Raw genomic sequence first — 22512 nt, forward strand, 5'->3', positions numbered from 1 at the left:
CCACGGACACTTCCGGCCCAATCAGGCTGGAGAGGTAAATCGGTCATAACGCAAATTAAAACTGGGATTATTATGTCAGAAGATTACATCGATCTGGGGAACAAGCTGGAGAAGCACGGCCATCTGGACCAGGCCCTGAACGCCTTCGAGAGCGCCCTGCAGGCCGAGCCGGACAACGCCGAGGCCTGGTTCAGCAAGGCCCGCATCCTGAGCCGGATGGAGAGCTTCGACCAGGCCATCAAGGCCTACGATCAGGCCATCACCCTAAGGCCCGATTTTGCCAAGGCCTGGTGCAACAAGGGCATTGTGCTTGGGGTGCTGGACAGCGACCAGGAGGCGGAGGCAGCCCTGGACAAGGCCATCAGCCTGGACCCCAAGATGATCGCCGCCTGGTACAACAAGGGGCTGGCGGTGCGTGACCTGGGGCGCTTTGACGAGGCGGTCAAAATATTCGACCAGGCCATCAAGCTGGACGCCGAGTACAACGACGCCTGGTACAGCAAGGGCGTCACTTTGCGCCGGATGCAGAAATACGACGAGGCCATGGTGGCCCTTAAAAAATCCCTGGTGATATACTCCGATGATGCCGATGCCTGGTACGAGCTGGCCCGGGTCCAGCTGTTCAAGGGGGATGTCAATGCTTCCCTGCAGAGCCTGGCCAAGGCCATCGAGAACGACGAGGATTACAAGGAGAACGTTACCCAGGACGAGGATTTCAAATCATTGTGGGAGAATCCGGAGCTGAAGAAGCTGTTGGTCTAGATCGCCTTTCTGAGCCTGGATTCCCATATGCATGGGAATGACAAAGCGTGTCATTTTAAAACGTAAAATATACGGTCATTGTTAAGGAGAATATCCATGGTCAAGAAAAAGCCGGGCAAAAAGAAGGCTGTCAAAAAGACCATAGCCAAAAAGAAAAAAGTTCAGGTCAAAGCGGTAAAAAAATCCCCTCCCAAAAGGAAGGCCGTCAGAAAACCGCTTAAGGCCCAGGCGGCTCCGCGGAAAAAAACAAAAAAGAAGGCAACCGTCGCCAGTAAGGCAATAAAAAAATCACCGTCGGTAAAAAAGGTCCCTAAGTCAGATAGGGCCGCAAAAGATTTTTTGATACTGGTGCTCAACCCGGGCTCCACCTCCACCAAGGTGGCGGTCTACCGGGGCTCAAAACAGCTGGTGGCCGAATCCATCGGGCACGATAAATCCGAGATAGAGAAATTTCCCCGGATAGTGGACCAGTACCCCATGCGCAAGGCGGTGGTGCTGGATTTTCTGTCGCGCAATAAGATCGGCGTCAGAGAACTTTCCGCGGTGGTGGACCGGGGCGGGCTGTTAAAGCCCATCTCCTCGGGCACCTATCACATAAACCAGTCCATGCTGGACGACCTCAAGGAGGCCAGGCGGGGCGAACACATCTCCAACGTGGGGGCCTTCATAGCCAAGGAGATCGCCGAGCAGGCCGGCTGCCGGGCCTTTATAGTGGACGCCGTCTCGGTGGACGAGTTCGATCCGCTGGCCCGGATCTCCGGCCTGGCCGAGATCGAGCGCAAGTCATTGTTGCACGCCCTGAACATGCGGATGGCGGCCCTGCAGGCCTGCCAGGAACTGAAGAAGAAACTGGCCGAGGTCAACCTGATCGTGGCCCATCTGGGGGGAGGGATCTCCATCTCCCCGCTGGATCACGGGAAATTCATAGATGTAAATAATGCCAACGAAGGCGGGCCGTTCTCCCCGGAGAGGGCCGGCGGGGTGCCCACCGGAGCCCTGGTCAAGATGTGTTTCTCCGGCAAATACACCGTTGACGAGATCAAGAAAAAGCTTACCCGCAGCGGGGGCCTGTCGGCCTATCTGGGGACCAACATGGCCAACCAGGTCAAGGACCGGGTGCTGGCCGGGGACCAGCAGGCCGAGGAGGTCTTCAGGGCCATGGCCTATCAGATAGCCAAGGAGATCGGGGCCTGCGCCACGGCGCTTAAAGGGCGGGTTGACGCCATCGTGGTCACCGGGGGAGTGGCCTTCAATGAGATCTTCACCGACTGGATAAAGGAACGGGTGTTGTTCATCAGCCCCAGGTTCCTGGTCTATCCCGGCGAGGACGAGATGCCGGCCCTGGCCGCCGGGGCCTTAAGGGTTTTAAGAGGAGACGAAAAGGCTAGAGAATATTAGACCTCACCCTCCTGTCCACTTCGGCAGCATAATAATTCACCATACTCAATGCAGGCTCTCTCCAAATAAATTTGGCGAGGGATAGTTAGGGTCACAACACAGGGTTCATAATGGCAGCAGTAGGCTTAAAAACATTAACTCAAAAGGGGGTCTCATCAACATGGCTCACGATGTCAAGCAGGACCTGGAAAGGAACCTGGTGGTAATCAAACATTCAGAACATGTGGACAAGGATGACCTGTGGAATGCCCGGCTGGAGGCCCTGAAAATGGTGCAGGGCCATGAATCACCCAGGATCCTGGTGGACATGCGGAACATCGATCTGACCACCACCACCATGGAGCGGTACGAGTTCGCCCAGTCGCACAACAAGTATTTCACCAGCCGCACCAAGATAGCCACCCTGATAACCAAGGACGATCCCAAGAAACAGGACCACCAGTTCGTGGAGACGGTCAGCCTTAACCGGGGGTTCCTGCTGAGGGTGTTCGAGGACCAGGGCGAGGCCGAGCAGTGGCTGCTGGGATAGGGAAGGTAAAATATTAATATCAAATATCAAAATTTCCGGAGGAACCATCATTGCCCTTCAAAGTTTTGGCCATCAATCCCGGCTCGACCTCGACCAAGATAGCGGTCTTTGAGGACGACAAGCCGACCTTCAAACAGACCCTGAGCCATTCCGCCGAGGAGCTGGCCCCCTTCAAGCGCATCACCGACCAGTACGATTTCCGCAAGAAGGTCATAGAGGAGGTGCTGGGCAAGGCCGGCATCAATGTCAAAGAACTCCATGCGGTCATCGGGCGGGGCGGGCTTTTCAAGCCCATTCCCTCGGGCACCTATGCCGTCAGCCAGCCCATGAAGGATTATATCCTGGCCGGCACCGGAGGCGACCATGCCTCCAACCTGGGCTGCCTGATCGCCGATGACATCGCCCGCGATGCCGGGGTCAAGGCCTATATCGTCGACCCGGTGGTGGTGGATGAACTGAACCCCCTGGCCCGCTATTCCGGCCTGCCGGAGATCCCCCGGGTCAGCATCTTCCATGCCCTCAACCAGAAGGCGGTGGCCCGCCGGGCCTCGAAGGACCTGGGCAAAAGATATGAGGAGCTGAATCTGGTGATGGTGCACCTGGGCGGGGGCATCTCGGTGGGCATCCATGAAAAGGGGAAAGTGGTGGACGTCAACAACGCCCTGACCGGCGACGGGCCGTTCGCACCGGAGCGCTCCGGCGGCCTGCCCACCGGCGACCTGGTGAAGATGTGCTTCTCCGGCAGATACACCCAGGCCGAGATGATGAAAAAGCTGGCCGGCCAGGGCGGCTGCGTTTCACATCTGGACACCAACGACGGAAGGGAAATGGAGAAGCGGGTCAAGGAAGGCGATGCCAAGACCACCCTGATCATCCAGGCCATGGCCTACCAGGTCTCCAAGTGCATCGGCGAGATGGCCACGGTGGTGAACGGCAAGGTGGACGCCGTCGTGCTGACGGGTTCCTTCGCCTACTTCCCGGAATTCATCGAGTGGATCAAGGAGCGGGTGGCCTGGATCGCCGAGGTCCTGGTCTACCCCGGCGAGGACGAGATGACGGCCCTGGCCGAGGCCGGGATGAGGATACTGAAGGGCGAGGAGCAGGCCCGGGAATATAACTGACCCCTCCCCAGCCCACTTCATAAGGCAAAATAAAATTTATCTCAGTGCAGGCTCTCCCCCAAAGGGAGAGGGAAAAAAGAACGATATTGTAGGGGGCGATTCGCGAATCGCCCTGGAAGGCAATGATAAATAAAATATTTGTCTATTTTTGGCTTACGGGTCTATTCATCTCTCCGGTTTTCGGGCAGGAGTTCGGATCGGCAGTGATCACCTCTGTGCCCGACAGCGCCGATGTTTACATTGACGGATATTATTTCGGCAAGACGCCGTTCTGCCCAGTCAAGGTTGTTCCTGGCACCTATGAATTGAAGCTTAAGCATCAGGGTTATGACTCGCTGCTGACTGAAATGACGATCGAAAACGGAAAGCGGCTGGTGGGAAAGATCGCGCTCAAGGCTAAGAATGATTCACTGAATACAGATCCTATTGTTGAAGAATCAAGGGATATTCCCCGGCGGAATGAGTTCGTAGAATTTAAAGTCCCGCCGGAGATCAAAGATAAACAGAACGCATACTATCCCAGTTTGGCAAAGGCAAATGGCGTGGAAGGAAAAGTTTATTTGCAATTATTGATAGATATTGATGGTTCTATTACGGATGGAGTTGTGGCGAAAAGCAGCGGGGCTTTTTGTCTGGATTATGAAGCCATGAAATCGGGGTATTCTTTAAAATATAGTTCGGCGATCGGTAAAGACAATAAGCCCACAAGGGTTTGGGTAATGTGGCCGATAACGTTTAAACTTAGATAGAAGTATTGAAATAAAATGGATTCCTGCCTTCGCAGGAATGACCATAATGGTTACGTAAAATGAGCCGTGGATTCCAGCTTTCGCTGGAATGACACGAAAGAATAAGATTCCTGCCTTCGCAGGAATGACATGTTAGCAATAATACAGGAGCATACATGATCAAATCCTTTTCCGATCTGATGAAACAGGCCCAGGCCAGCGGGCCCAAAAAAGTGGCGGTGGCGGTGGCCCAGGACGAGGTGGTGCTGGAAGCATTGAGCGAAGCCGCCAAAGAGAAGATCGCCACCCCCATATTGTTCGGCGATAAGGCCGCCATCGAGCAGGCCGCCCAGAAGGCGGGCGTTAACATCAAGGGCTGGGAGATCCATGACATCAAGGACATGGCCCAGGCCTCCAAGGCCGCGGTGGCTGCCGTCTCCAGCGGGAAGGCCGATTTTTTGATGAAGGGCCTGGTGGCCACCTCCACCTTCCTGAAGGCGGTGCTGGACAAGGAGGTCGGCCTGCGCACCGGGCGCCTGCTGTCGCACGTGGCGGTGATGGAATCTTCGTCCTATCCCAAGCTGATCCTGGTCAGCGACGGAGGCATGAACGTCAAGCCCGACCTGATGGCCAAGGTGGACATCATCAACAATGCGGTGGCCATAGCCCACAAGCTGGGGGTGGAGAAGCCCAAGGTGGCGGTGCTGGCCGCCATCGAAGTGCTCAACCCGGAGATGCCGGACACCATAGACGCCTCGCACCTGGCCAAGATGGCCGACCGGGGGCAGATCAAGGGCTGCCTGGTGGACGGCCCGCTGGCCCTGGACCTGGCGGTCTCGGCCGAGGCCGCCGCCCACAAAAAGATAAAGAGCCAGGTGGCCGGCGAGGCGGACATCTTTCTGACGCCGGAGATCGCCTCCGGCAACATGCTGGTCAAAGGCTTGATCTACCTGGGCGGGGCCCAGGCCGCCGGGATCATCGCCGGGGCGGCCAAGCCGGTGGTGATGCTCTCCCGGGCCGACTCCAAGCAGCAGAAGCTGAACTCCATCGCCCTGGGAGTGGTCAGCTGCTGATGGCCGCCCCAGCCGAAAATAATCCCCCGGGACTGCCCTGCCAGACCTATCAGGCCATTCTGGACCAGACCTATGACGGGGTCTATTTTGTGGACAACGACCGGCGGATCACCTATTGGAACAAGGGGGCCGAAAACATCTCCGGTTACCAGTTGAAGGACGTGTTGAATTTTCGCTGTTCCGATGATCTGTTATGCCACATCGACACCGGGGGCCGGGGGATGTGCGGCCCGCTGTGCCCCTTGAGCCGGGCGGTCAACCACGGGCAGGCCACCGGACAGACCCGGGTCTACCTGAAGCACAAGGACGGACGCCGGGTGCCGGTGGACGTGGTCTCCTCGCCCATCAATGATCCCGCCGGCCGGCGCCTGGGGGCGGCGCAGATATTCCGGGACGCCAGCATCTACGAGGAGGAGGCCAAGGCCTCGGAGCTGCTGTCCAAGCTGGCCGCCATGGACCCCCTGACCGAGCTGCTGAACCGCCGCAAGATAGAGATGGAGCTGGACCTGGAGCTGAAAAAATCCCGGCGGCTGGGCCTGCCGCTGTCGCTGATCTTCTGCGACCTGGATTATTTCAAGAACATCAACGACCAGTACGGCCATCCGGTGGGGGACGAGGTTTTAAAAGGGGTCTCCCGGCACCTGCAGGCCGGGATCCGGGAGTACGACCGGGCGGCCCGCTACGGCGGCGAGGAGTTCCTGATCATGCTGCCCCAGACCAAGGCCGAGATCGCGGTGGAGATAGCCGAGAGGCTACGCCTCTCCATCGAAAGGTGGAGGCTGATCCATCGGGAGAAGCTGTGGCCTTTCAAGGTCACCATCAGCCTGGGGGTGGCCGAGCTGAACCGGGACGAATCGATGGTGTCCCTGATAGACCGGGCCGACAAGGCCCTGTACCGGGCCAAGCAGGGCGGCCGCAACGCCGTTTACTTGAGTTAAAAACAACCAAAATACATAAAATATAAAAATCGGAGAGTAAAAAGTGGCACAAGTGACATCATTGAAGCAGATGGCGGAACTGGTAAAAGGCGGACCCCTCAAGAAAGTGGCGGTGGCCTGCGGGCAGGACCCGGACATCATCGGAGCCCTGGCCCGGGCGGTCAATGAGAAACTGGCTCAGGCCATTCTGATCGGCGACCAGAAGAAGACCGAAGCTTTGGCCAAAGAGAACAACATCGATCCCAGGATATTCACCTTGATAGACCAGACCGATTATAAAAAAGCGGCCACCCAGGCGGTGGAGATGGTCAAGAAGGGGGAGGCCGACGTGCTGATGAAGGGGCTGATAGACACTGCGATCTACGCCCGGGCCTACCTGAACAAGGAAACCGGCCTGACCACCGGGGCCACGGTCTCCCACGTGGCAGTGTTCGAGGTACCCAACTACCCCCGTCTGCTGATACTTACCGACGCCGCCCAGATACCGTATCCTGATTTCGGCCAGAAGGTGGACATGATCAACCACGCCGTGGCGGTGGCCAGAAAATTGGGGGTCGAAACCCCCAAGGTGGCGGTGCTCACCGCCACCGAGAAGGTCAATCCCAAATGGCCCTGCAGCCTGGAGGCGGCCCAGCTGGCCAAGATGGCCGACCGGGGCCAGATCAAGGGCTGCATAGTGGACGGCCCGCTGTCCATGGACGCGGCGGTCAGCCCGGAATCCGCGGCAGGCAAGGGGCTTAAATCCCCGGTGGCCGGGTATGCCGATATTCTGCTGACCCCCGATATCCAGGCCGGCAACATCCTGTACAAGACCCTGACCCAGCTGGCCAAGGCCGAACTGGCGGCCATGGTGATCGGCACCAGCGCTCCGGTGGTCCTGACCTCGCGCACCGATTCCGACGACACCAAGTTCATGTCGATAATCCTTTCGGTGCTGATGGCCAAATAGCCGGGCCGGCTTGTCAGACAATGTTTGAGGATCAATGATAAAAGCCGGGCGATGTTAAGACTGTCCGGCAGGTGGTCTCAAAGATGTTTAAAATGGTTCAATCATCAAGCGGTGTTTGTCTGCTTGTTTCTCAAAGATTGCGCATTCTGGCAAGCAGACATCTCCAGGGTTATTGACTTTATACCAGTGATAATTTATTCTTAACCCAACAAAGGCTGTTATATGAAAGTTGCCATCGGGTCCGACCATAGGGGCTATCTCTTGAAGGAACAGATCAAGAGCACCTTTTCCCCCGACAATATAGAGTTCTCCGATCTGGGCACCAAGAGCGCGGAATCGTGCGATTTTCCCGATCACGCCTTCCCGGTGGCCCAAGCGGTGGCTAGCGGCCAGGCCGACAAGGGCATCCTGATTTGCAGCACCGGCAACGGCATGGCCATGGCGGCCAACAAGGTCAAGGGCATCCGGGCGGCGCTGGCCCTCACCCCCGATATGGCCCGGCTGTCGCGCCAGCACAACAATGCCAACATCCTGGTGCTGCCGGCCGATTTCGTGGACCTCCAGATGGTCCCCAAGATGGTCAAGGTGTGGCTGGAGACCGAGTACGAGGGGGGCCGCCACCAGCGGCGCCTGGACAAGATCACAAAATACGAGGAGGATCATTCCAAATGACGCGCATTGCAGCCTGCGGTCTTTTATTGATGGTTATCATGGCATCGTCCCTGACGGCCGGGACGGCCGACCCCGGCCTATGCGGCCAGCCGGCCCCGATCGTGGTCCTGAAAACGCTGGACGGAAAGGATTTCTACCTGCGGGATCATTGCGGGCAGGTCCGGGGGCCGCGCCACAAGCAGGAACGGGAAGCGGTGGTCCTCAGTTTTTTTACCTCCTGGTGCAAGAACTGCAAGACCGAGATCCCGGTGCTCCAGCAATTGGCCTCGGAGATGGCCGGGCTTCCGGTAAAGTTCTACCTGGTCAACGTCGGGCAGTCCCGCGACACCGTGGAGAATTACGTCTTCAACAACGTGGTCTCCCTGCCGGTGCTGATGGACCAGTACGAGGTGGCCTCCAAGAAATACCAGGTCAAGGAACTGCCCACCCTGGTGATGATAGACAAGGACGGCATACTCAAAGAATACCACACCGGGTTCATCCCGGCCTACGGCGACAGCATCAGGATGAAGATCCATTCGCTGCTGGGCATGGGCCAGGCAGGGAATTCCGGCCATGCGGCGGTCCGGCCGGATACGACCAAAGCTGATACCGTAAAGGTGACAGAAAAACCGGGCATTAAAAAGAAGAAAACAAAGAAGTAATATATTAAGGAAATAACCATGAGCGACCTCAAAAACCGGGACCCCGAGATATTCCAATCCATCCAGGACGAGACCAAGCGCCAGGAATACGGCCTGGAGCTGATCGCCACATAAAACTGCGCAACCGAGTTTCTCTACAGGCAGCAGAAAACAATTATTGAGTGAATAAAGTGACACTCTCAAAAGCAGGAGGGCAAAGTGAAAAACTATAAACACCGGCAATATAACTTCAGCGTCCTGATAGAACAGGACGAGGATGGTTATTTTGTAGCCACAGTTCCGGCCTTAAAAAGTTGCTATACTCAGGCAAAAAAGCTGGAGGACTTGTATCCCCGCATCAAGGAAGTTATCGAACTTTGTCTGCGGGAAGAAAAGCCGGCGGTTATGAAATTCGTCAGTTTGCAGCAAGTCCAGGTTGCTGTCTGACATGTCAAGGATACCAGCCATTACTGCAAAGACCATTATTCGGTTTTTACAATCGCAGGGTTTTGAACAGGCGCGGCAAAAGGGAAGCCACCGGTTTTTTAGGCATTCCGACGGCCGCACCGCCACCGTGCCGGACCATGCAGGAGAAACTCTGGGAAAAGGTATTATGACCCGTATTCTAAAGGACGCAGAACTTTCAATTGGTGTTTTCTTGCACTGGCATACAGGGCGAAAGACAGGGATTGCCAAATAAAGAAATTGATCAAGTCAATAAAAACTTTCAAATAACAAAAGTAATTTCAAGTTCACCAATTTTCAAGGATAAAAAACATGAGCAATCTATCCCAGTTCGATCCCGAGATCTATCAATCCATCCAGGACGAGACCGGGCGCCAGGAATACGGCCTGGAGCTGATCGCCTCTGAGAACTTCGTATCCGAGGAGGTGATGGAGGCCCAAGGCTCGGTGATGACCAACAAGTACGCCGAGGGCTATCCCGGCAAACGCTACTACGGGGGCTGCGAGTTCGTGGACGTGGCCGAGAACCTGGCCCGGGACCGGGCCAAAAAACTCTTCAACTGCGAGTACGCCAACGTCCAGCCGCACTCCGGCTCCACCGCCAACCAGGCGGTCTACTTCACCTTCTGCCAGCCGGGCGACACGGTGCTGGGGATGGACCTGGCCCACGGCGGCCATTTGACCCACGGCTCGCCGGTGTCCTTCTCCGGCAAGATGTACAAGATAGTATCCTACGGGGTAAAAAAAGAGACCGGATACATCGACATGGACGACGCGGCCAGAAAGGCCCGGGAGCACAAGCCCAGGATGATCATCGTGGGGGCCTCGGCCTACAGCCGGCATTACGATTTCGCCAAGTTCCGGGAGATCGCCGACCAGGTGGGGGCCTATCTGTTCGCCGACGTGGCCCATCCGGCCGGGCTGATCGCCGCCGGGCTGCACCCCTCGCCCATCCCCCATTGCCACGTGGTGACCACCACCACCCACAAGACCCTGCGCGGCCCCCGGGGCGGGATGGTGCTGATCGGAAAGGACAGCGAGAACCCCTTCGGGATCAAGCTAAAGACCAAGGCCGGTGAGCGGCTGAAGTTGATGTCCGAGGTGATGGACAGCACCGTGATGCCCGGCATCCAGGGCGGCCCGCTGATGCACGTCATCGCCGCCAAGGCGGTGGCCTTCAAGGAGGCCCTGGAGCCGTCTTTCAAGGTCTACGCCCAGCAGGTGATAGACAACGCCCGGGCTTTGGCCGCTAGCCTGGTGGAGAGGGGATATCAGATAGTCTCCGGCGGCACCGACAACCACCTGATGCTGATCGACCTGAGCAACAAGACCATCACCGGCAAGGAGGCCGAGAACGCCCTGCACGCCGCCGGGATCACCGTCAACAAGAACATGGTGCCGTTCGACACCCGCAGCCCCTTCGTGACCTCCGGGTTCCGGATGGGCACCGCGGCCCTGACCACCCGGGGCATGAAGCAGGGCGAGATGAAGACCGTGGCCGGGATGATCGACCAGGTGCTGTCCCATATCGGAAACCAGAGCAAGATCAAAGAAGTATCCGGCGAGATCAAGGAGCTGTGCCGGCAATTTCCCCTGTATCCCAACCGATTGAAAGGATAAGAAAATGGGAGAGATCAAACAGCTAGGCAAGGTCCAGTTCGGGGATGTGGTGGGCACCGCCATCAAGGAGCACTGGTCCGGGGTGCTGACCATCGACAATCCCGAATACACCGAATACGTGGAATTCAAGGGGGGCTCCATCTCGGGCTTCTCCTCGGCCGAGCGCAAGAAGCTGATCGGCGAGATCCTGACCGCCGGCGGCCATTTGAGCCCGGAGGAGGTCAAGAGGGCGGTCGACCACCAGAAGAAGAACGGGGGCCGGCTGGGGGACATACTGGTGGAGCTGGAGATGATAACCCGGCAGCGGCTAGAGGAGGCCATGGCCCTCCATCAGATGAGCGTGCTGGCCCTGTGCCTTTCGGCCAAGGACAGCGAGCTGTCCTTCGAGCCGGACATCGCCCTGGAAAGCAAGAAATAGACAATGCCGCTTAAGAAGAAGGCCTCCAGACCGGCCCAAAAATCCGGCCGGGCTAAAATTTTGCCCCGGGGAAAAACCCGGCCCAGCTGGGAAAAGTTTTTTATCAGCCTGGCCCAGATGGTCTCCACCCGGTCCACCTGCCTGCGGCGCCAGGTGGGGGCGGTGGTGGTGCGCGACAAGCGGATACTGGCCACCGGGTACAACGGGGCTCCTTCGGGACTGGAGCATTGCGACCGGGTGGGCTGCATCCGGGAGCAGCTGAAAGTGCCCTCCGGGGAGCGGCACGAGATCTGCCGGGCCATCCATGCCGAGCAGAACGCCATCATCCAGGCGGCCACCTGTGGGGTGTCGCTGGCCGGGGGCACCATCTACATAACCCATCATCCCTGCGTGCTGTGCTCCAAGATGATCATCAACGCCGGGATCAAGAAGGTGGTATTCCTGGAGGGCTATCCCGATGAGCTGTCCCGCCAGATGCTCCGGGAGGCAAAACTCAAAACAACCAAGTTTCGATCATGAAAATATCCAAGGAGAAGGCCGTCCGGGCTTACATAGGGTTGGGCTCCAACCTGGGCAAGCGCCTGGGAAACATCCGGAGCGCCATCGCCGCGCTGGAACAGGTCCCGGGCATCATCATTATGAACACCTCGTCGGTCTACGAGACCGAGCCGGTGGGAAACGTCAACCAGCCGAAGTTCCTCAATTCGGTGATGGAGATCGAGACCCGGCTGCCGGCCGCCGAACTGCTGATCTCCCTGCAGCGGATAGAAAAACACCTGGGCCGGAAGCGGCAGCGGAAAGATGAACCCCGGATCATCGACCTGGACATCCTGTACTACGATCAGCTGGTGACCAGCACCGAGCAGCTGACCCTCCCCCATGCCCAGGCCGCCATGAGGGCCTTCGTGATGGTCCCCCTGCTGGAGATCGCCCCGGATCTGGTCGACCCCTCCCGTAAAAAGAAAATAAGCGAAATCCTGGCAGGCTTGGATATCGACGGCCAGGGAGTGAGAAAATTAGATAAGAGCAGATATTAAAAAGATGGCACAGATACCCAACTACATAGCGGTGGAGGGCGTGATCGGGGTGGGCAAGACCTCGCTGGCCCGAATGCTGGCCGAGCGCTTCAAATCCAAGCTGGTGCAGGAGGAAGTGGAGGAGAACCCCTTCCTGACCAAGTTCTATTCCGACCGGCGGGCCTTCGCCTTCCAGACCCAGATCTTCTTCCTGCTGTCGCGCTTCAAACAGCAGCAGAACCTTTTCCAGCAGGAGCTGTTCAGCCAGGGCATAGTGTCCGATTACCTGTTCGCCAAGGACAAGATCTTCGCCTACCTGAACCTGGACCAGAACGAGATCTCGCTCTACGAGCATATGCTGCCGCTGCTGGAGAGGAACATCAACCAGCCCGACCTGGTGGTCTATCTGCAGGCCGAGGTGGACGTGCTGCTCCGGCGGATCAAACACCGGGGGCGGCCCTTCGAGCACGGAATGCAGCGGGAATACCTGGCCGAGCTCTCCGAGGCCTATAATCATTTCTTTTTCCATTATTCCGAGACCCCGCTGTTGGTGGTGAACGTCAACGACATAGATTTCGTGAACAACCAGGATGATTTCAACGACCTGGTGGCGAAGATCTGCCAGCCCCATCCCGGGACCAGATATTATGTGCCGGTGGGCAGCAAGGGCAAGAGGTAGAAGCCGAGACCATGAACAGAGGACTGAAAATGATAATAATCATACCGATAAACAATATTAAGGAGCGGGATTAAAATGATAGATTGGAAAGGCTCTTTCGTGGCCATCGTAACGCCGTTCAGAAACGGTACCCTGGACGTACCGGCCCTGGAACGGCTTTTAGATTTTCATGCGGCCAACGGCACCGCCGGGGTGGTCTTCGCCGCCACCACCGGGGAGGGGCCGACGGTCCTGCCGGAGGAATACAAAAAGATCGTCGAAACAACCCTGAAGAAGGCCCAGGGCAAAATGAAGGTCCTGGCCTATACCGGCACCAACGACACCCTGAAAAGCATCACCAAGACCCAGGAGATGGAGAAAATGGGAGTGGACGGGGCGCTGGTGGTCACTCCTTATTATAACAAGCCCAGCCAGGAGGGGCTTTACCAGCATTTCAAGGCGGTGGCCTCGGCTACCAAACTGCCCATCATGCTGTACAACGTCCCCGGCCGGACAGGGGTCTCCCTGGATCCGGCCACTGTCTGCCGCCTGGCCGCCATCGGGAATATCGTGGCCATCAAGGAGGCCTCGGGAAACCTGGACAATGTCAGCCAGATAATCACTCTATGCGGGGAAAATATGGCGGTGTTCTCTGGAGAGGACTCCCTGACCCTGCCGATGCTGGCCATCGGGGCCCAAGGGGTGGTATCGGTGGTGGCCAATGTCGCCCCCAAGGATACCGCCAAAATGGTGGATAAATTCCTCAAGGGGGAGGTTGATGGGGCCCGAAAGATACACCTCAAGCAGTTTTCCCTGATCAAGGCCCTGTTCGTGGAGACCAGCCCCGGGCCGGTCAAGGCCGCCCTGAATCTGATGGGGCTGTGCCATGCCGAGATGCGGATGCCGCTGGTGGAGGTGTCGGAGGCCACCAAGAAACTGCTTAAAGCCGAGCTGAAAAAATACGGACTTATAGTTTAACCGATGTCCCGGCTTTTGCTGCATATCTGCTGTGCTCCCTGTCTCTGTTATCCGCACCAGTCGCTGTCGGACGAAAAGGCGGGGATCACCGGTTTCTGGTTCAACCCCAATATCCATCCCTACAGGGAATACCAGGCGCGACTGGGCTCGGTCCGCGATTTTGCCCAAAACCACGGACTGGAAATGATCTATGACGATTCCTATCCATTGGAGGAGAATGTTTCCCTGCTGCTTAAGGACCGCTGCCGGGCCTGTTATTCCATCCGGCTGGAGGCCGCCGCCCGGGAAGCCGCCCAGCGGGGATATGACGGCTTTTCCACCACCCTGCTGTACAGCATATATCAGAAACACGACCTGATCAGGGGCCTGGGGGCGGAGATCGGCCGGGAACACGGGGTGAAATTCATCTACCGGGATTTCAGAAAAGGCTGGGAGGAGGGCCGGACCAAGGCAATGGAACTGGACCTTTACCGCCAAAAATATTGCGGCTGCATCTTCAGCGAGCGGGACAGATATATGAAAACCAAAAAGAAAATATAAAAGATCAAAAAAAGGACGATGAATCAGAAAAAGGAAAATATCCTGCGCTTCGGGGTCTCGGTGGAGGAGAGCCTGGTCGAGAAATTCGAAAAACTCATCCGACGCAAGGGATACACCAACCGTTCCGAGGCCATCCGGGACATGATCCGAAATCTGCTGGCGGCCCAGGCGGCCGAGAGGGGGCAGGAGATGGTGGGGGCCATTCTGATAATCTACGACCATCACCGGCCGCACCTGGTGGAGAAACTGCTGGCCCTGCAGCATGACGCCGACGCCGAGATCGTCGCCTCCCAGCATGTCCATCTGGACCACCATCACTGCATGGAGACCATCATAGTCAGGGGGCCGGTGGAAAAACTGGAGGACCTTCAGGGAAGGATCGGGGCCCTGAAAGGGGTGGGCCAGTGCCTGCTGTCCCGGGCCAGCTGTCAGGTGCTGCACTGACGGCAGAATAAATTACCTTGACAGGTTTTGTAAATCGTGCTACAATTATATTAATCGTAGCACGATTTTAATTTATAAGAGGGCAAGGAATTCTGGGATGCTGAGAATGTTTTTGGGGATCATGCTGGTTTGGTTTGCCGGCTGGGCGCAGGCCGCCCGGCCGCTGGACACCGACGACGCCGGAACGGTGGAGAAAGGGAAATCGGAAACGGAGGTATCGTTCGACCATTGCCAATACCGGCCGGACGGGACCTGCCAGGTTCCGGGGATCGCCATCAAACACGGCCTGACCGACCGCCTGGACCTCGGGCTGGGCTTTTCCCACAGCACCGATCAGGATGCCGACGGAAACACTGTTGGCTGGGGGATGTCACCGCTGGAAGTGGGCTTTAAAATGGCTCTGCTGAAAGAACATCAAACACTGCCGGATATCTCCTTAAGCGCCGGCTTCGAGACCGGCTCAGCCGGATACGGCCTCAATCTTATCTTCAGCCGGGAATATGGAGATCTGGGCCTGCACTATGACCTGGGTTACAATTCATCCGGGGAAGCCTTGGTCCGGGGCAGCATCGGAACCTCCCTGGCGGCCGAATATACCTTTGCCGACAAGTACCGGATCTGCGCCGAGCTCAACGGGGAGATCTTGGATGACCGCTCGGAGGTCATTGGGAACAGCGGTCTGATAGGCGGCTCGATTACATTGGGTCCGGTTGACTGGGACCTGGGCATCCGAATTCATGATCAGCGCGGCCCCCAGACCACAATCACCACGGGCATCACCGCAGGATTTTAACAACAAGGAGAGGAAAATGAAAACCTGGACTTTGTCGCTGGCATCGGCGGTGATTTTGCTGGCCGGCTGCTCAAAAAAGGAAGAGCCAGCCCGGCTGACTGTGGTCACCTCCTTCTATCCCATGTACATCATGACCGCCAATATCGTCAAGGATGTTCCGGGGGTCAAACTGATCAACATGGCCCCGCCTTTCACCGGCTGCCTGCATGACTATCAGATGACGCCCCAGGACATGAAGACCCTGAGCCGGGCTGATATTCTGGTGATCAACGGGGCCGGGATGGAGTCATTTCTGGACGATGTGATCCGGCAGAACACCAAGCTGTCGGTAATAGATGCCAGCAAGAATATCGAGTTGATCGAAGAAAAGGGCCACGCCAACCCCCATATATTTGCCAGCATTTCCGGGGCCATCCAACAGGTGCGCAATATCGCGGCCGGGCTGGAGAGGGCCGATCCGGAATACATCGGCTATTATCGGGAGAATGTCCAACGGTATCTGGTGAAGCTGGAATCGCTCAAAGCCAGGATGAACTTAGCCCTCAAGGATGTCCAGAACAGGAATATCATCACCTTTCACGAGGCCTTTCCCTATTTTGCCCGGGAATTCGATCTGAACATCATGGCGGTGATAGAAAGAGAACCGGGCTCCGAGCCCAGCGCCGGCGACCTGGCCCAAATCATCGAGCTAGTAAGAAAAAACAAGGTCAAAGCCATCTTCGCCGAGCCCCAGTATCCGGCCGGGTCCGCCCGGGTGATTGCCCGGGAGACCGGGGCCGAGGTCTACACGCTTGATCCCGCGGTCACCGGACCCATGGAGCCGGAGGCCTATGTTCAGGCCATGGAGAAGAATCTGGAAGTGCTGAAGGAAGCGTTAAAGTAGTCCAAATACATATTGAGGAGCAATGTAACATGCACATGGCAGATGCCCTGATCTCGCCGGCGGTGGGCGGAGCAATGTGGGCCGCCACCGCAGGAGTGGCCGCCTATTCCATCAAAAAGGTCCAAGAGGGGTTGGACCAGAAAAAAATTCCCCTGATGGGCGTGATGGGGGCCTTCATCTTTGCCGCCCAGATGATAAATTTCTCAATACCCGGCACCGGTTCCAGCGGGCATCTGGGCGGGGGGTTGCTGCTGGCCATACTATTGGGCCCCTATGCCGGGTTCCTGACCATGTCCTCCATCCTTATAATTCAGGCCCTGTTCTTCGCCGACGGCGGCTTGCTGGCTCTGGGTTCCAATATCATCAACATGGGTTTTTTCACCTGTTTTGTGGCCTATCCGCTGATCTATAAAAAAATGATCGGGAAAGATATTTCCCCCAAACGGATCATGATCGCATCGATGGCTGCCGCCATCATTGGACTTCAGCTGGGGGCTTTTGCAGTGGTCCTGGAAACGCTGTTCTCCGGCAAGACCGAACTGCCGTTCAGCACTTTCGTTCTCTTGATGCAGCCCATCCATCTGGCCATCGGGATGGTCGAGGGATTGGTGACCGCGGCGGTGATATCCTTCGTCTGGAAGGCCCGGCCGGAGATCATGGAAAGGGCGTCATTGAACCAGGCCCTGGGCGGCGGCCTGTCCCTTAAAAAGGTGATGACCGGCCTGGCGGCGGCGGCGGTATTGACCGGGGCGGTGCTCTCCTGGTTCGCCTCCACCCATCCCGACGGCTTGGAATGGGCCATGTTCAGAACCTCCGGCCAGGAGGAATTGGAGGCCGCCGACCCGGCTCATGAAAAACTGGCCGCAGTGCAGCAGAGGACCGCTTTTCTGCCGGATTACGGGTTCAAGGTTTCCGGAGGCGAAAGGCCGGCCGGTGAACAAAACGAAAAATGGCCGGCGGTCAACGGCGGCACCAGCCTCTCCGGACTGGTGGGCGGCATGATGACCCTGCTGTTGGCGGCCTTTATGGGCTTCATTATCAACCTGAGCAATAAAACCAAGAAAAAGTCAGCCTAAAAAACAAACAGACCACCGATAGGATATGAAGGCCCAATTAATAAACTTTATAAATAAGTATTTGTGTCTTGGTGCCACTTCGAAAGGGGTACAGTGAACCTGTCGAACTGCTCAGTGCATAGCTTTGTGGTAAAAAATTATTGAGTATATGTCCAATATCATAAACGCCATATATAACATCCGGCAGTTTGACGAGCTGGCCGGCCGGGATTCCTTCATCCACCGATTGCATCCCCTGGCCAAGCTGCTGTCCACCCTGGTTTACACGGTGCTGCTGGTCTCCTACGACAAGTACGCCACAATTGCCCTGCTGCCTTTGGTATTCTTTCCGGTATTCGTTGCAGCAGCAGCGAAAATCCCCGTGGACCCCCTGTTAAAGCGTCTCTTGTACATCGAACCGATGATAGTGGGCATAGGTCTTTTGAACCCCTTGTTCGATCAGGGGACCGTAAATTATTTGGGATATACGATGTCGTCCGGATGGCTGATCTTCTGGTCGATATTTTTAAAAGGGACCCTGGCCGTGACCTCGGCCCTGCTGCTGATAGCCACCACCGGTATGGATGGGGTGGCGCTTTCCCTGAGAAAACTGAAGGTTCCCAGGATATTCGTTCTCCAGATGATCCTGACCTACCGGTACATATCCGTTCTGCTGGAGGAGGCCGCCAGAACCGTCCAGGCTTACGCCTTGCGGGCTTTCAGTTCCCAAGGGCTTAAACGGGAGGTGTGGGGCCCGCTGCTGGGGCAGATCCTTTTAAGGACCGTGGACCGGGCCCAGAGGGTCTATGATGCCATGTGCCTGCGGGGCTTTAGAGGCGAATACCATACCGGAAAAGGGCCGGGGGCGGGCTGGATCGACATCATGTATGTATCGACCTGGGGCGCATTTTTTGCCCTGTCCCGCATGATAAACCTCCCCTTGTGGCTGGGAAACGTGATGACGGGAGTTTCAAAATGAGCCATCATATCACCGAGGCCAAAGATCTATTCTATTCCTATCCCGACGGCCATCAGGCCGTCAACGGCCTGTCCTTCCGCATCCACCACGGGGAATCGGTGGGCATCATCGGCGCCAACGGGGCGGGGAAATCCACCCTGCTGATGCTTTTGACGGACATTCTTACGCCGGCAAGGGGCGAGGTGGTCATCGGCGAGGTCGGGCTTACCAAGCACACCCTGAACATGATCCGGCAGAGGCTGGGGATGGTGTTCCAGAATCCCGACGACCAGCTGTTCATGACCACGGTCCATGACGACGTGGCCTTCGGCCCGCGCAACCTGAAGATCGACGAGCCCCAGGTGGAGCAGAGGGTGGTCTCAGCGTTGGAACAGGTCGGCATACTGCATCTTAAAGACCGGGCCCCGTTCCATCTCTCGGCCGGGGAAAAACGGGCCGCCGCCATCGCCACGGTGCTGTCCATGTCCCCGGACATCCTGATACTGGACGAGCCCACCTCTTCGCTGGACCCCAAGTCCCGGCGGCGTTTGATGAATATACTCAGGGGATTCGAGCATACCAAGATAATCACCTCCCACGATCTGGATATGGTGCTGGAGATCTGTCAGCGGGTCATCGTCATGAAAGACGGACAGGCCATAGCCGACGGCCCGGCCAAAGATATTCTGACGAACCAGGGATTGATGGAGGAGGCCGGCCTGGAGATCCCCTTAAGCCTGCAAGGGTGCCCGGTGTGCGGAAGATCGAAATCGGGCACAGATTAACGCTGATCAGGTGGATCAAATATAGATGCTTTTCGAGGACGCCTTAAAAGGCGTCTTTTTTATGAATTGAACAAACCAGTATCATATGCTATAATAAAATCAAGGTATGATTCAAAATAAAACAGCTGACGATTCTGATGAATATGAAACTCTCCTCCTTTGACTATAATCTCCCTCCGGAGCTTATCGCCAAAAGCCCCGCCGAGAAGCGGGATGCCTCCCGGCTGATGGTGCTTCATCGCGGTGACGGCCGGATAGAACACCGCCGGTTCAGTGATATCGTTGAGTACCTAAGGCCCTCCGATATCCTGGTGGTCAACAATACCAGGGTGATCCCGGCCCGGCTGATGGGCCATAAAAAAAGGACCGGGGGAGAAGTGGAGATCCTTTTATTGCGGCAGGAGGCTGAAAGCCGGTGGAACTGCTTGGTTCGTCCCGGGCGCCGCCTGATGCCGGGGGCCAAGGTCGGGTTCGGGGACGGGATGATGGAGGCTGAGATAATTGAATACCGCCCGGGCGGACAGAGGCTGGTCAGATTCACTCATCAGGGCGACTTTTATGTAACTCTGGAAAAGGTGGGGCAGGTGCCCCTGCCGCCCTATATCGACCGAGGTCCCCATCAGGCGGACAAGGACCGCTATCAGACCATCTATGCCAAGGACGCCGGGGCGGTGGCTGCGCCGACCGCCGGCCTGCACTTCACACCGGAGCTGATGGAGAGGATCAAGGCCAAAGGGGTCGAAGTGCTGGAGATCCTTTTGCATGTCGGCTGGGGAACCTTCAAGGGGGTGGAGGCCGATGATATCCGGGAACACAAGATGGAGGCCGAGTACTATAATATCAGTCAGGCAGTGGCGGTGATATTAAAAAATGGGAAATTGGAAAATCGTAGAATCGTGGCCGTGGGAACAACCACCAGCCGGGCTTTGGAGAGTTTTGGGCAGAGCGGCCAGCTGTCGGATTGGACCGAGATATTCATATACCCGCCGTATGAGTTCAAATTAGTAGATTCGATGATCACCAATTTCCATCTGCCGAAATCCACCCTGATCATGCTGGTGTCGGCCCTGGCCGGGCGGGAGAAGGTAATGAGGGCCTACCAAGAGGCAATTCAGGAAAAGTATCGTTTCTATAGCTACGGCGACGCCATGATGATAGTCTGAACCACCCCCAACCCCCTCCTTGATCAAGGAGGGGATGTAGGGGAGGTCTATTTATAAAAGAGCCATAACCCATTCAGTCCAACGAAAAGAAATGCATTTTAAATTAGAACATACTTCCGGGCGGGCCAGAAAAGGCACGATCACCACCGCCCATGGCGAGATCCCCACCCCCATCTTCATGCCGGTGGGCACCCAGGGCACGGTCAAGGCCATGACCCCGCAGGATCTTGAAGCTGCCGGGGCCCGGATCATCCTGGGCAATGCCTACCACCTCTATCTGCGGCCCGGACAGGAGCTGGTCAAAAAGGCCGGAGGCCTGCATAAGTTCATGGGCTGGGACCGGCCGATCCTGACCGATTCCGGGGGATTCCAGGTCTTCAGCCTGGCCGATCTAAGGAAGATCAAAGAAGACGGGGTGGAGTTCCAGTCGCACCTGGACGGCTCCCATCATAAATTCACCCCCGAGAATGTGATGCAGCTGGAGGTCGACCTGGGGGCCGACATCATCATGAATTTTGACGAGTGCATTCCCTATCCCTCCACCCCTGAATATACCGAGGACTCCACCGCCCGGACCACCCGCTGGGCCAAAAGATGCCGGGAGAAATTCCTGGAACTGAAAGAAGGCGACACCGACAGCCAGGCGCTTTTCGGGATCGTCCAGGGCGGCACCCATCCGGAACTGCGCCAGCGCAGCGCCCGGGAGATGCTGGAGATAGGATTCGAGGGATATGCCATCGGCGGGCTGGCCATCGGGGAGCCCAAGGAGGCCACCTGGGAGGCCATCGAGGCCGCCAACCAGATCCTTCCTACCAATAAACCAAGGTACATGATGGGAGTGGGCTTCCCCGAGGACATCATCAAAGGCGTCTGGCTGGGGGTGGACATGTTCGACTGCGTGATCCCCACCCGCAACGCCCGGAACGGCTCCCTGTTCACCTCTTCGGGCAAACTGGCCATGAAGAACGCCGTTCATCAGAACGACCTGGGCCCGGTGGACGAAGGCTGCGACTGCTACCTGTGCCGCAACTTCAGCCGGGCCTACCTCCGGCACCTGTTCATGTCCGGAGAGATACTGGCCGCCCACCTGGCCACGGTGCACAACCTGCGGTTCTACCTGGCGATGATGGAAAATATCAGACAGGCCATATCAGATGATAAGTTTGATGAATGGAGCCGGGGATTTCTTGACAGCTATCACAGCCAGCAATGACCCTGCTGGCTTTTAAAATATTCCATCATTTATATTGCTTTTAGGGACATAATCGGTATAATGGAAGTGGTTTCACATTTCAAAGGAGATGTCGGTGGAGCTGATATTGGTCAGGCACGGCCAGACCCAATGGAACCGGGAACAGATATTCCGGGGGTCAAAGGACATAGAGCTGGACGAGACCGGGCGCCAGCAGGCCGAAGCCCTGGGAGAACGGCTGAGATCGCGCCGGATAGATGCCATCTATTCCAGCTCGCTCAAACGGGCCATGTACACCGCCGAGGCCATCGCCCGCCTGCAGGGACTGCCGGTGATGGTGGGACCCGGGCTGGTGGACATGTGCTTCGGGGAGTGGGAGGGGCTGGCCCACCAGGAGGTGAAGCAGAGGTATCCCAAGCAATACCAGGCCTGGCGGGAGAACCCCTGGAAGGCCAGGATCCCGGGGGCCAGCAACATCAAGGATATCCAGGCCCAGTCCCTGAGGGCCATCAAAGGCCTGATCGAGGACAATCTGCCGGAATCCACCGTGGCGGTGGTCACCCACCGGGTGATCCTCAAGCTGATCCTGATGAAGATGCTGAACATGGGCCCGGAGGGGTTCTGGAACATCAAGCTGTCGTCCTGCGGCCTGACCACCGTGGAATGGGACGGAAAAAGGTTCGTGCTGACCTGCCTGAACGACACCGGCCATCTGGATGATCTGAACATCAAACAAATAGATTTCTAAAAA

The 22512-nt window shown here is 57.0% G+C and carries 28 protein-coding genes; all 28 read left to right on the forward strand.

Annotated features, from left to right (window positions below):
- Positions 1 to 72 precede the first annotated feature (72 nt).
- The 28 genes from A2273_11380 to A2273_11515 all read left to right on the forward strand — a co-directional run bounded on the left by A2273_11380 (position 73) and on the right by A2273_11515 (position 22509).
- Positions 73 to 762, forward strand: coding sequence for a hypothetical protein (locus A2273_11380; GenBank protein OGF06160.1), 690 nt, complete (start codon positions 73 to 75; stop codon positions 760 to 762).
- Between the two features lie 279 nt (positions 763 to 1041).
- The gene (locus A2273_11385) at positions 1042 to 2160 is read left to right on the forward strand and encodes a butyrate kinase (GenBank protein OGF06215.1); all 1119 of its coding nucleotides are present in this window, start codon (positions 1042 to 1044) and stop codon (positions 2158 to 2160) included.
- A gap of 160 nt (positions 2161 to 2320) precedes the next feature.
- On the forward strand, positions 2321 to 2689 hold the full coding sequence (locus A2273_11390; GenBank protein OGF06161.1) for a hypothetical protein: 369 nt from the start codon (positions 2321 to 2323) through the stop codon (positions 2687 to 2689).
- Between the two features lie 50 nt (positions 2690 to 2739).
- Complete coding sequence (locus A2273_11395; protein ID OGF06162.1) at positions 2740 to 3810, forward strand: butyrate kinase; 1071 nt, start codon at positions 2740 to 2742, stop codon at positions 3808 to 3810.
- 122 nt (positions 3811 to 3932) lie between these two features.
- Entirely contained in the window at positions 3933 to 4559 is a 627-nt protein-coding gene (locus A2273_11400; GenBank protein OGF06163.1) for a hypothetical protein, read from the forward strand.
- Between the two features lie 155 nt (positions 4560 to 4714).
- Complete coding sequence (locus tag A2273_11405; GenBank protein OGF06164.1) at positions 4715 to 5611, forward strand: phosphate butyryltransferase; 897 nt, start codon at positions 4715 to 4717, stop codon at positions 5609 to 5611.
- Positions 5611 to 6549, forward strand: coding sequence for a hypothetical protein (locus A2273_11410; protein OGF06165.1), 939 nt, complete (start codon positions 5611 to 5613; stop codon positions 6547 to 6549). Before A2273_11405 ends, A2273_11410 begins: the two co-directional genes overlap by 1 nt.
- Before the next feature lie 70 nt (positions 6550 to 6619).
- Positions 6620 to 7498 (forward strand): phosphate butyryltransferase, encoded by an 879-nt coding sequence (locus A2273_11415; protein OGF06166.1) that lies wholly within the window; start codon positions 6620 to 6622, stop codon positions 7496 to 7498.
- Between the two features lie 222 nt (positions 7499 to 7720).
- A complete protein-coding gene (locus A2273_11420; GenBank protein OGF06167.1) occupies positions 7721 to 8170 on the forward strand; it encodes a ribose 5-phosphate isomerase B in 450 nt (149 codons plus the stop codon).
- Positions 8167 to 8814 (forward strand): hypothetical protein, encoded by a 648-nt coding sequence (locus A2273_11425; protein OGF06168.1) that lies wholly within the window; start codon positions 8167 to 8169, stop codon positions 8812 to 8814. Before A2273_11420 ends, A2273_11425 begins: the two co-directional genes overlap by 4 nt.
- A 198-nt stretch (positions 8815 to 9012) precedes the next feature.
- Positions 9013 to 9240: a hypothetical protein gene (locus A2273_11430; GenBank protein ID OGF06169.1), complete on the forward strand. Its 228-nt coding sequence runs from the start codon at positions 9013 to 9015 to the stop codon at positions 9238 to 9240.
- Position 9241: 1 nt separating this feature from the next.
- Positions 9242 to 9493, forward strand: coding sequence for a hypothetical protein (locus A2273_11435; GenBank protein ID OGF06170.1), 252 nt, complete (start codon positions 9242 to 9244; stop codon positions 9491 to 9493).
- 77 nt (positions 9494 to 9570) lie between these two features.
- On the forward strand, positions 9571 to 10878 hold the full coding sequence (locus tag A2273_11440) for a serine hydroxymethyltransferase (GenBank protein OGF06171.1): 1308 nt from the start codon (positions 9571 to 9573) through the stop codon (positions 10876 to 10878).
- A gap of 4 nt (positions 10879 to 10882) precedes the next feature.
- On the forward strand, positions 10883 to 11296 hold the full coding sequence (locus tag A2273_11445; protein OGF06172.1) for a hypothetical protein: 414 nt from the start codon (positions 10883 to 10885) through the stop codon (positions 11294 to 11296).
- 117 nt (positions 11297 to 11413) lie between these two features.
- Positions 11414 to 11815, forward strand: a complete 402-nt coding sequence (locus tag A2273_11450) for a cytidine deaminase (GenBank protein ID OGF06216.1) — start codon at positions 11414 to 11416, stop codon at positions 11813 to 11815.
- Positions 11812 to 12333: a 2-amino-4-hydroxy-6-hydroxymethyldihydropteridine diphosphokinase gene (locus tag A2273_11455; GenBank protein ID OGF06173.1), complete on the forward strand. Its 522-nt coding sequence runs from the start codon at positions 11812 to 11814 to the stop codon at positions 12331 to 12333. The genes A2273_11450 and A2273_11455 overlap by 4 nt, the downstream gene beginning before the upstream one ends.
- A 4-nt stretch (positions 12334 to 12337) precedes the next feature.
- Entirely contained in the window at positions 12338 to 12991 is a 654-nt protein-coding gene (locus tag A2273_11460; protein OGF06174.1) for a deoxyadenosine kinase, read from the forward strand.
- A gap of 75 nt (positions 12992 to 13066) precedes the next feature.
- Positions 13067 to 13948 (forward strand): 4-hydroxy-tetrahydrodipicolinate synthase, encoded by an 882-nt coding sequence (locus A2273_11465; protein ID OGF06175.1) that lies wholly within the window; start codon positions 13067 to 13069, stop codon positions 13946 to 13948.
- A 3-nt stretch (positions 13949 to 13951) separates the two neighbouring features.
- Positions 13952 to 14488, forward strand: coding sequence for a hypothetical protein (locus tag A2273_11470; GenBank protein OGF06176.1), 537 nt, complete (start codon positions 13952 to 13954; stop codon positions 14486 to 14488).
- Positions 14489 to 14506: 18 nt separating this feature from the next.
- Complete coding sequence (locus A2273_11475; protein OGF06177.1) at positions 14507 to 14932, forward strand: hypothetical protein; 426 nt, start codon at positions 14507 to 14509, stop codon at positions 14930 to 14932.
- Positions 14933 to 15029: 97 nt separating this feature from the next.
- Positions 15030 to 15725 (forward strand): hypothetical protein, encoded by a 696-nt coding sequence (locus A2273_11480; protein OGF06178.1) that lies wholly within the window; start codon positions 15030 to 15032, stop codon positions 15723 to 15725.
- The gene (locus A2273_11485) at positions 15670 to 16608 is read left to right on the forward strand and encodes a metal ABC transporter substrate-binding protein (protein OGF06179.1); all 939 of its coding nucleotides are present in this window, start codon (positions 15670 to 15672) and stop codon (positions 16606 to 16608) included. The genes A2273_11480 and A2273_11485 overlap by 56 nt, the downstream gene beginning before the upstream one ends.
- A gap of 29 nt (positions 16609 to 16637) precedes the next feature.
- On the forward strand, positions 16638 to 17684 hold the full coding sequence (locus A2273_11490; GenBank protein ID OGF06180.1) for a cobalamin biosynthesis protein CbiM: 1047 nt from the start codon (positions 16638 to 16640) through the stop codon (positions 17682 to 17684).
- Positions 17685 to 17832: 148 nt separating this feature from the next.
- The gene (locus A2273_11495; protein ID OGF06181.1) at positions 17833 to 18642 is read left to right on the forward strand and encodes a cobalt ECF transporter T component CbiQ; all 810 of its coding nucleotides are present in this window, start codon (positions 17833 to 17835) and stop codon (positions 18640 to 18642) included.
- Positions 18639 to 19406, forward strand: a complete 768-nt coding sequence (locus tag A2273_11500) for a cobalt ABC transporter ATP-binding protein (GenBank protein OGF06182.1) — start codon at positions 18639 to 18641, stop codon at positions 19404 to 19406. Before A2273_11495 ends, A2273_11500 begins: the two co-directional genes overlap by 4 nt.
- A 143-nt stretch (positions 19407 to 19549) precedes the next feature.
- Positions 19550 to 20569: a tRNA preQ1(34) S-adenosylmethionine ribosyltransferase-isomerase QueA gene (locus A2273_11505; GenBank protein OGF06217.1), complete on the forward strand. Its 1020-nt coding sequence runs from the start codon at positions 19550 to 19552 to the stop codon at positions 20567 to 20569.
- Between the two features lie 91 nt (positions 20570 to 20660).
- Positions 20661 to 21782, forward strand: coding sequence for a tRNA guanosine(34) transglycosylase Tgt (locus A2273_11510; protein OGF06183.1), 1122 nt, complete (start codon positions 20661 to 20663; stop codon positions 21780 to 21782).
- 88 nt (positions 21783 to 21870) lie between these two features.
- Positions 21871 to 22509 (forward strand): hypothetical protein, encoded by a 639-nt coding sequence (locus A2273_11515; GenBank protein ID OGF06184.1) that lies wholly within the window; start codon positions 21871 to 21873, stop codon positions 22507 to 22509.
- The last annotated feature ends 3 nt before the right edge of the window (positions 22510 to 22512 follow it).

It is taken from the genome of Candidatus Edwardsbacteria bacterium RifOxyA12_full_54_48, assembly GCA_001777915.1.
In the GTDB taxonomy this organism is placed as follows: Bacteria; Edwardsbacteria; AC1; order AC1; family EtOH8; genus UBA2226.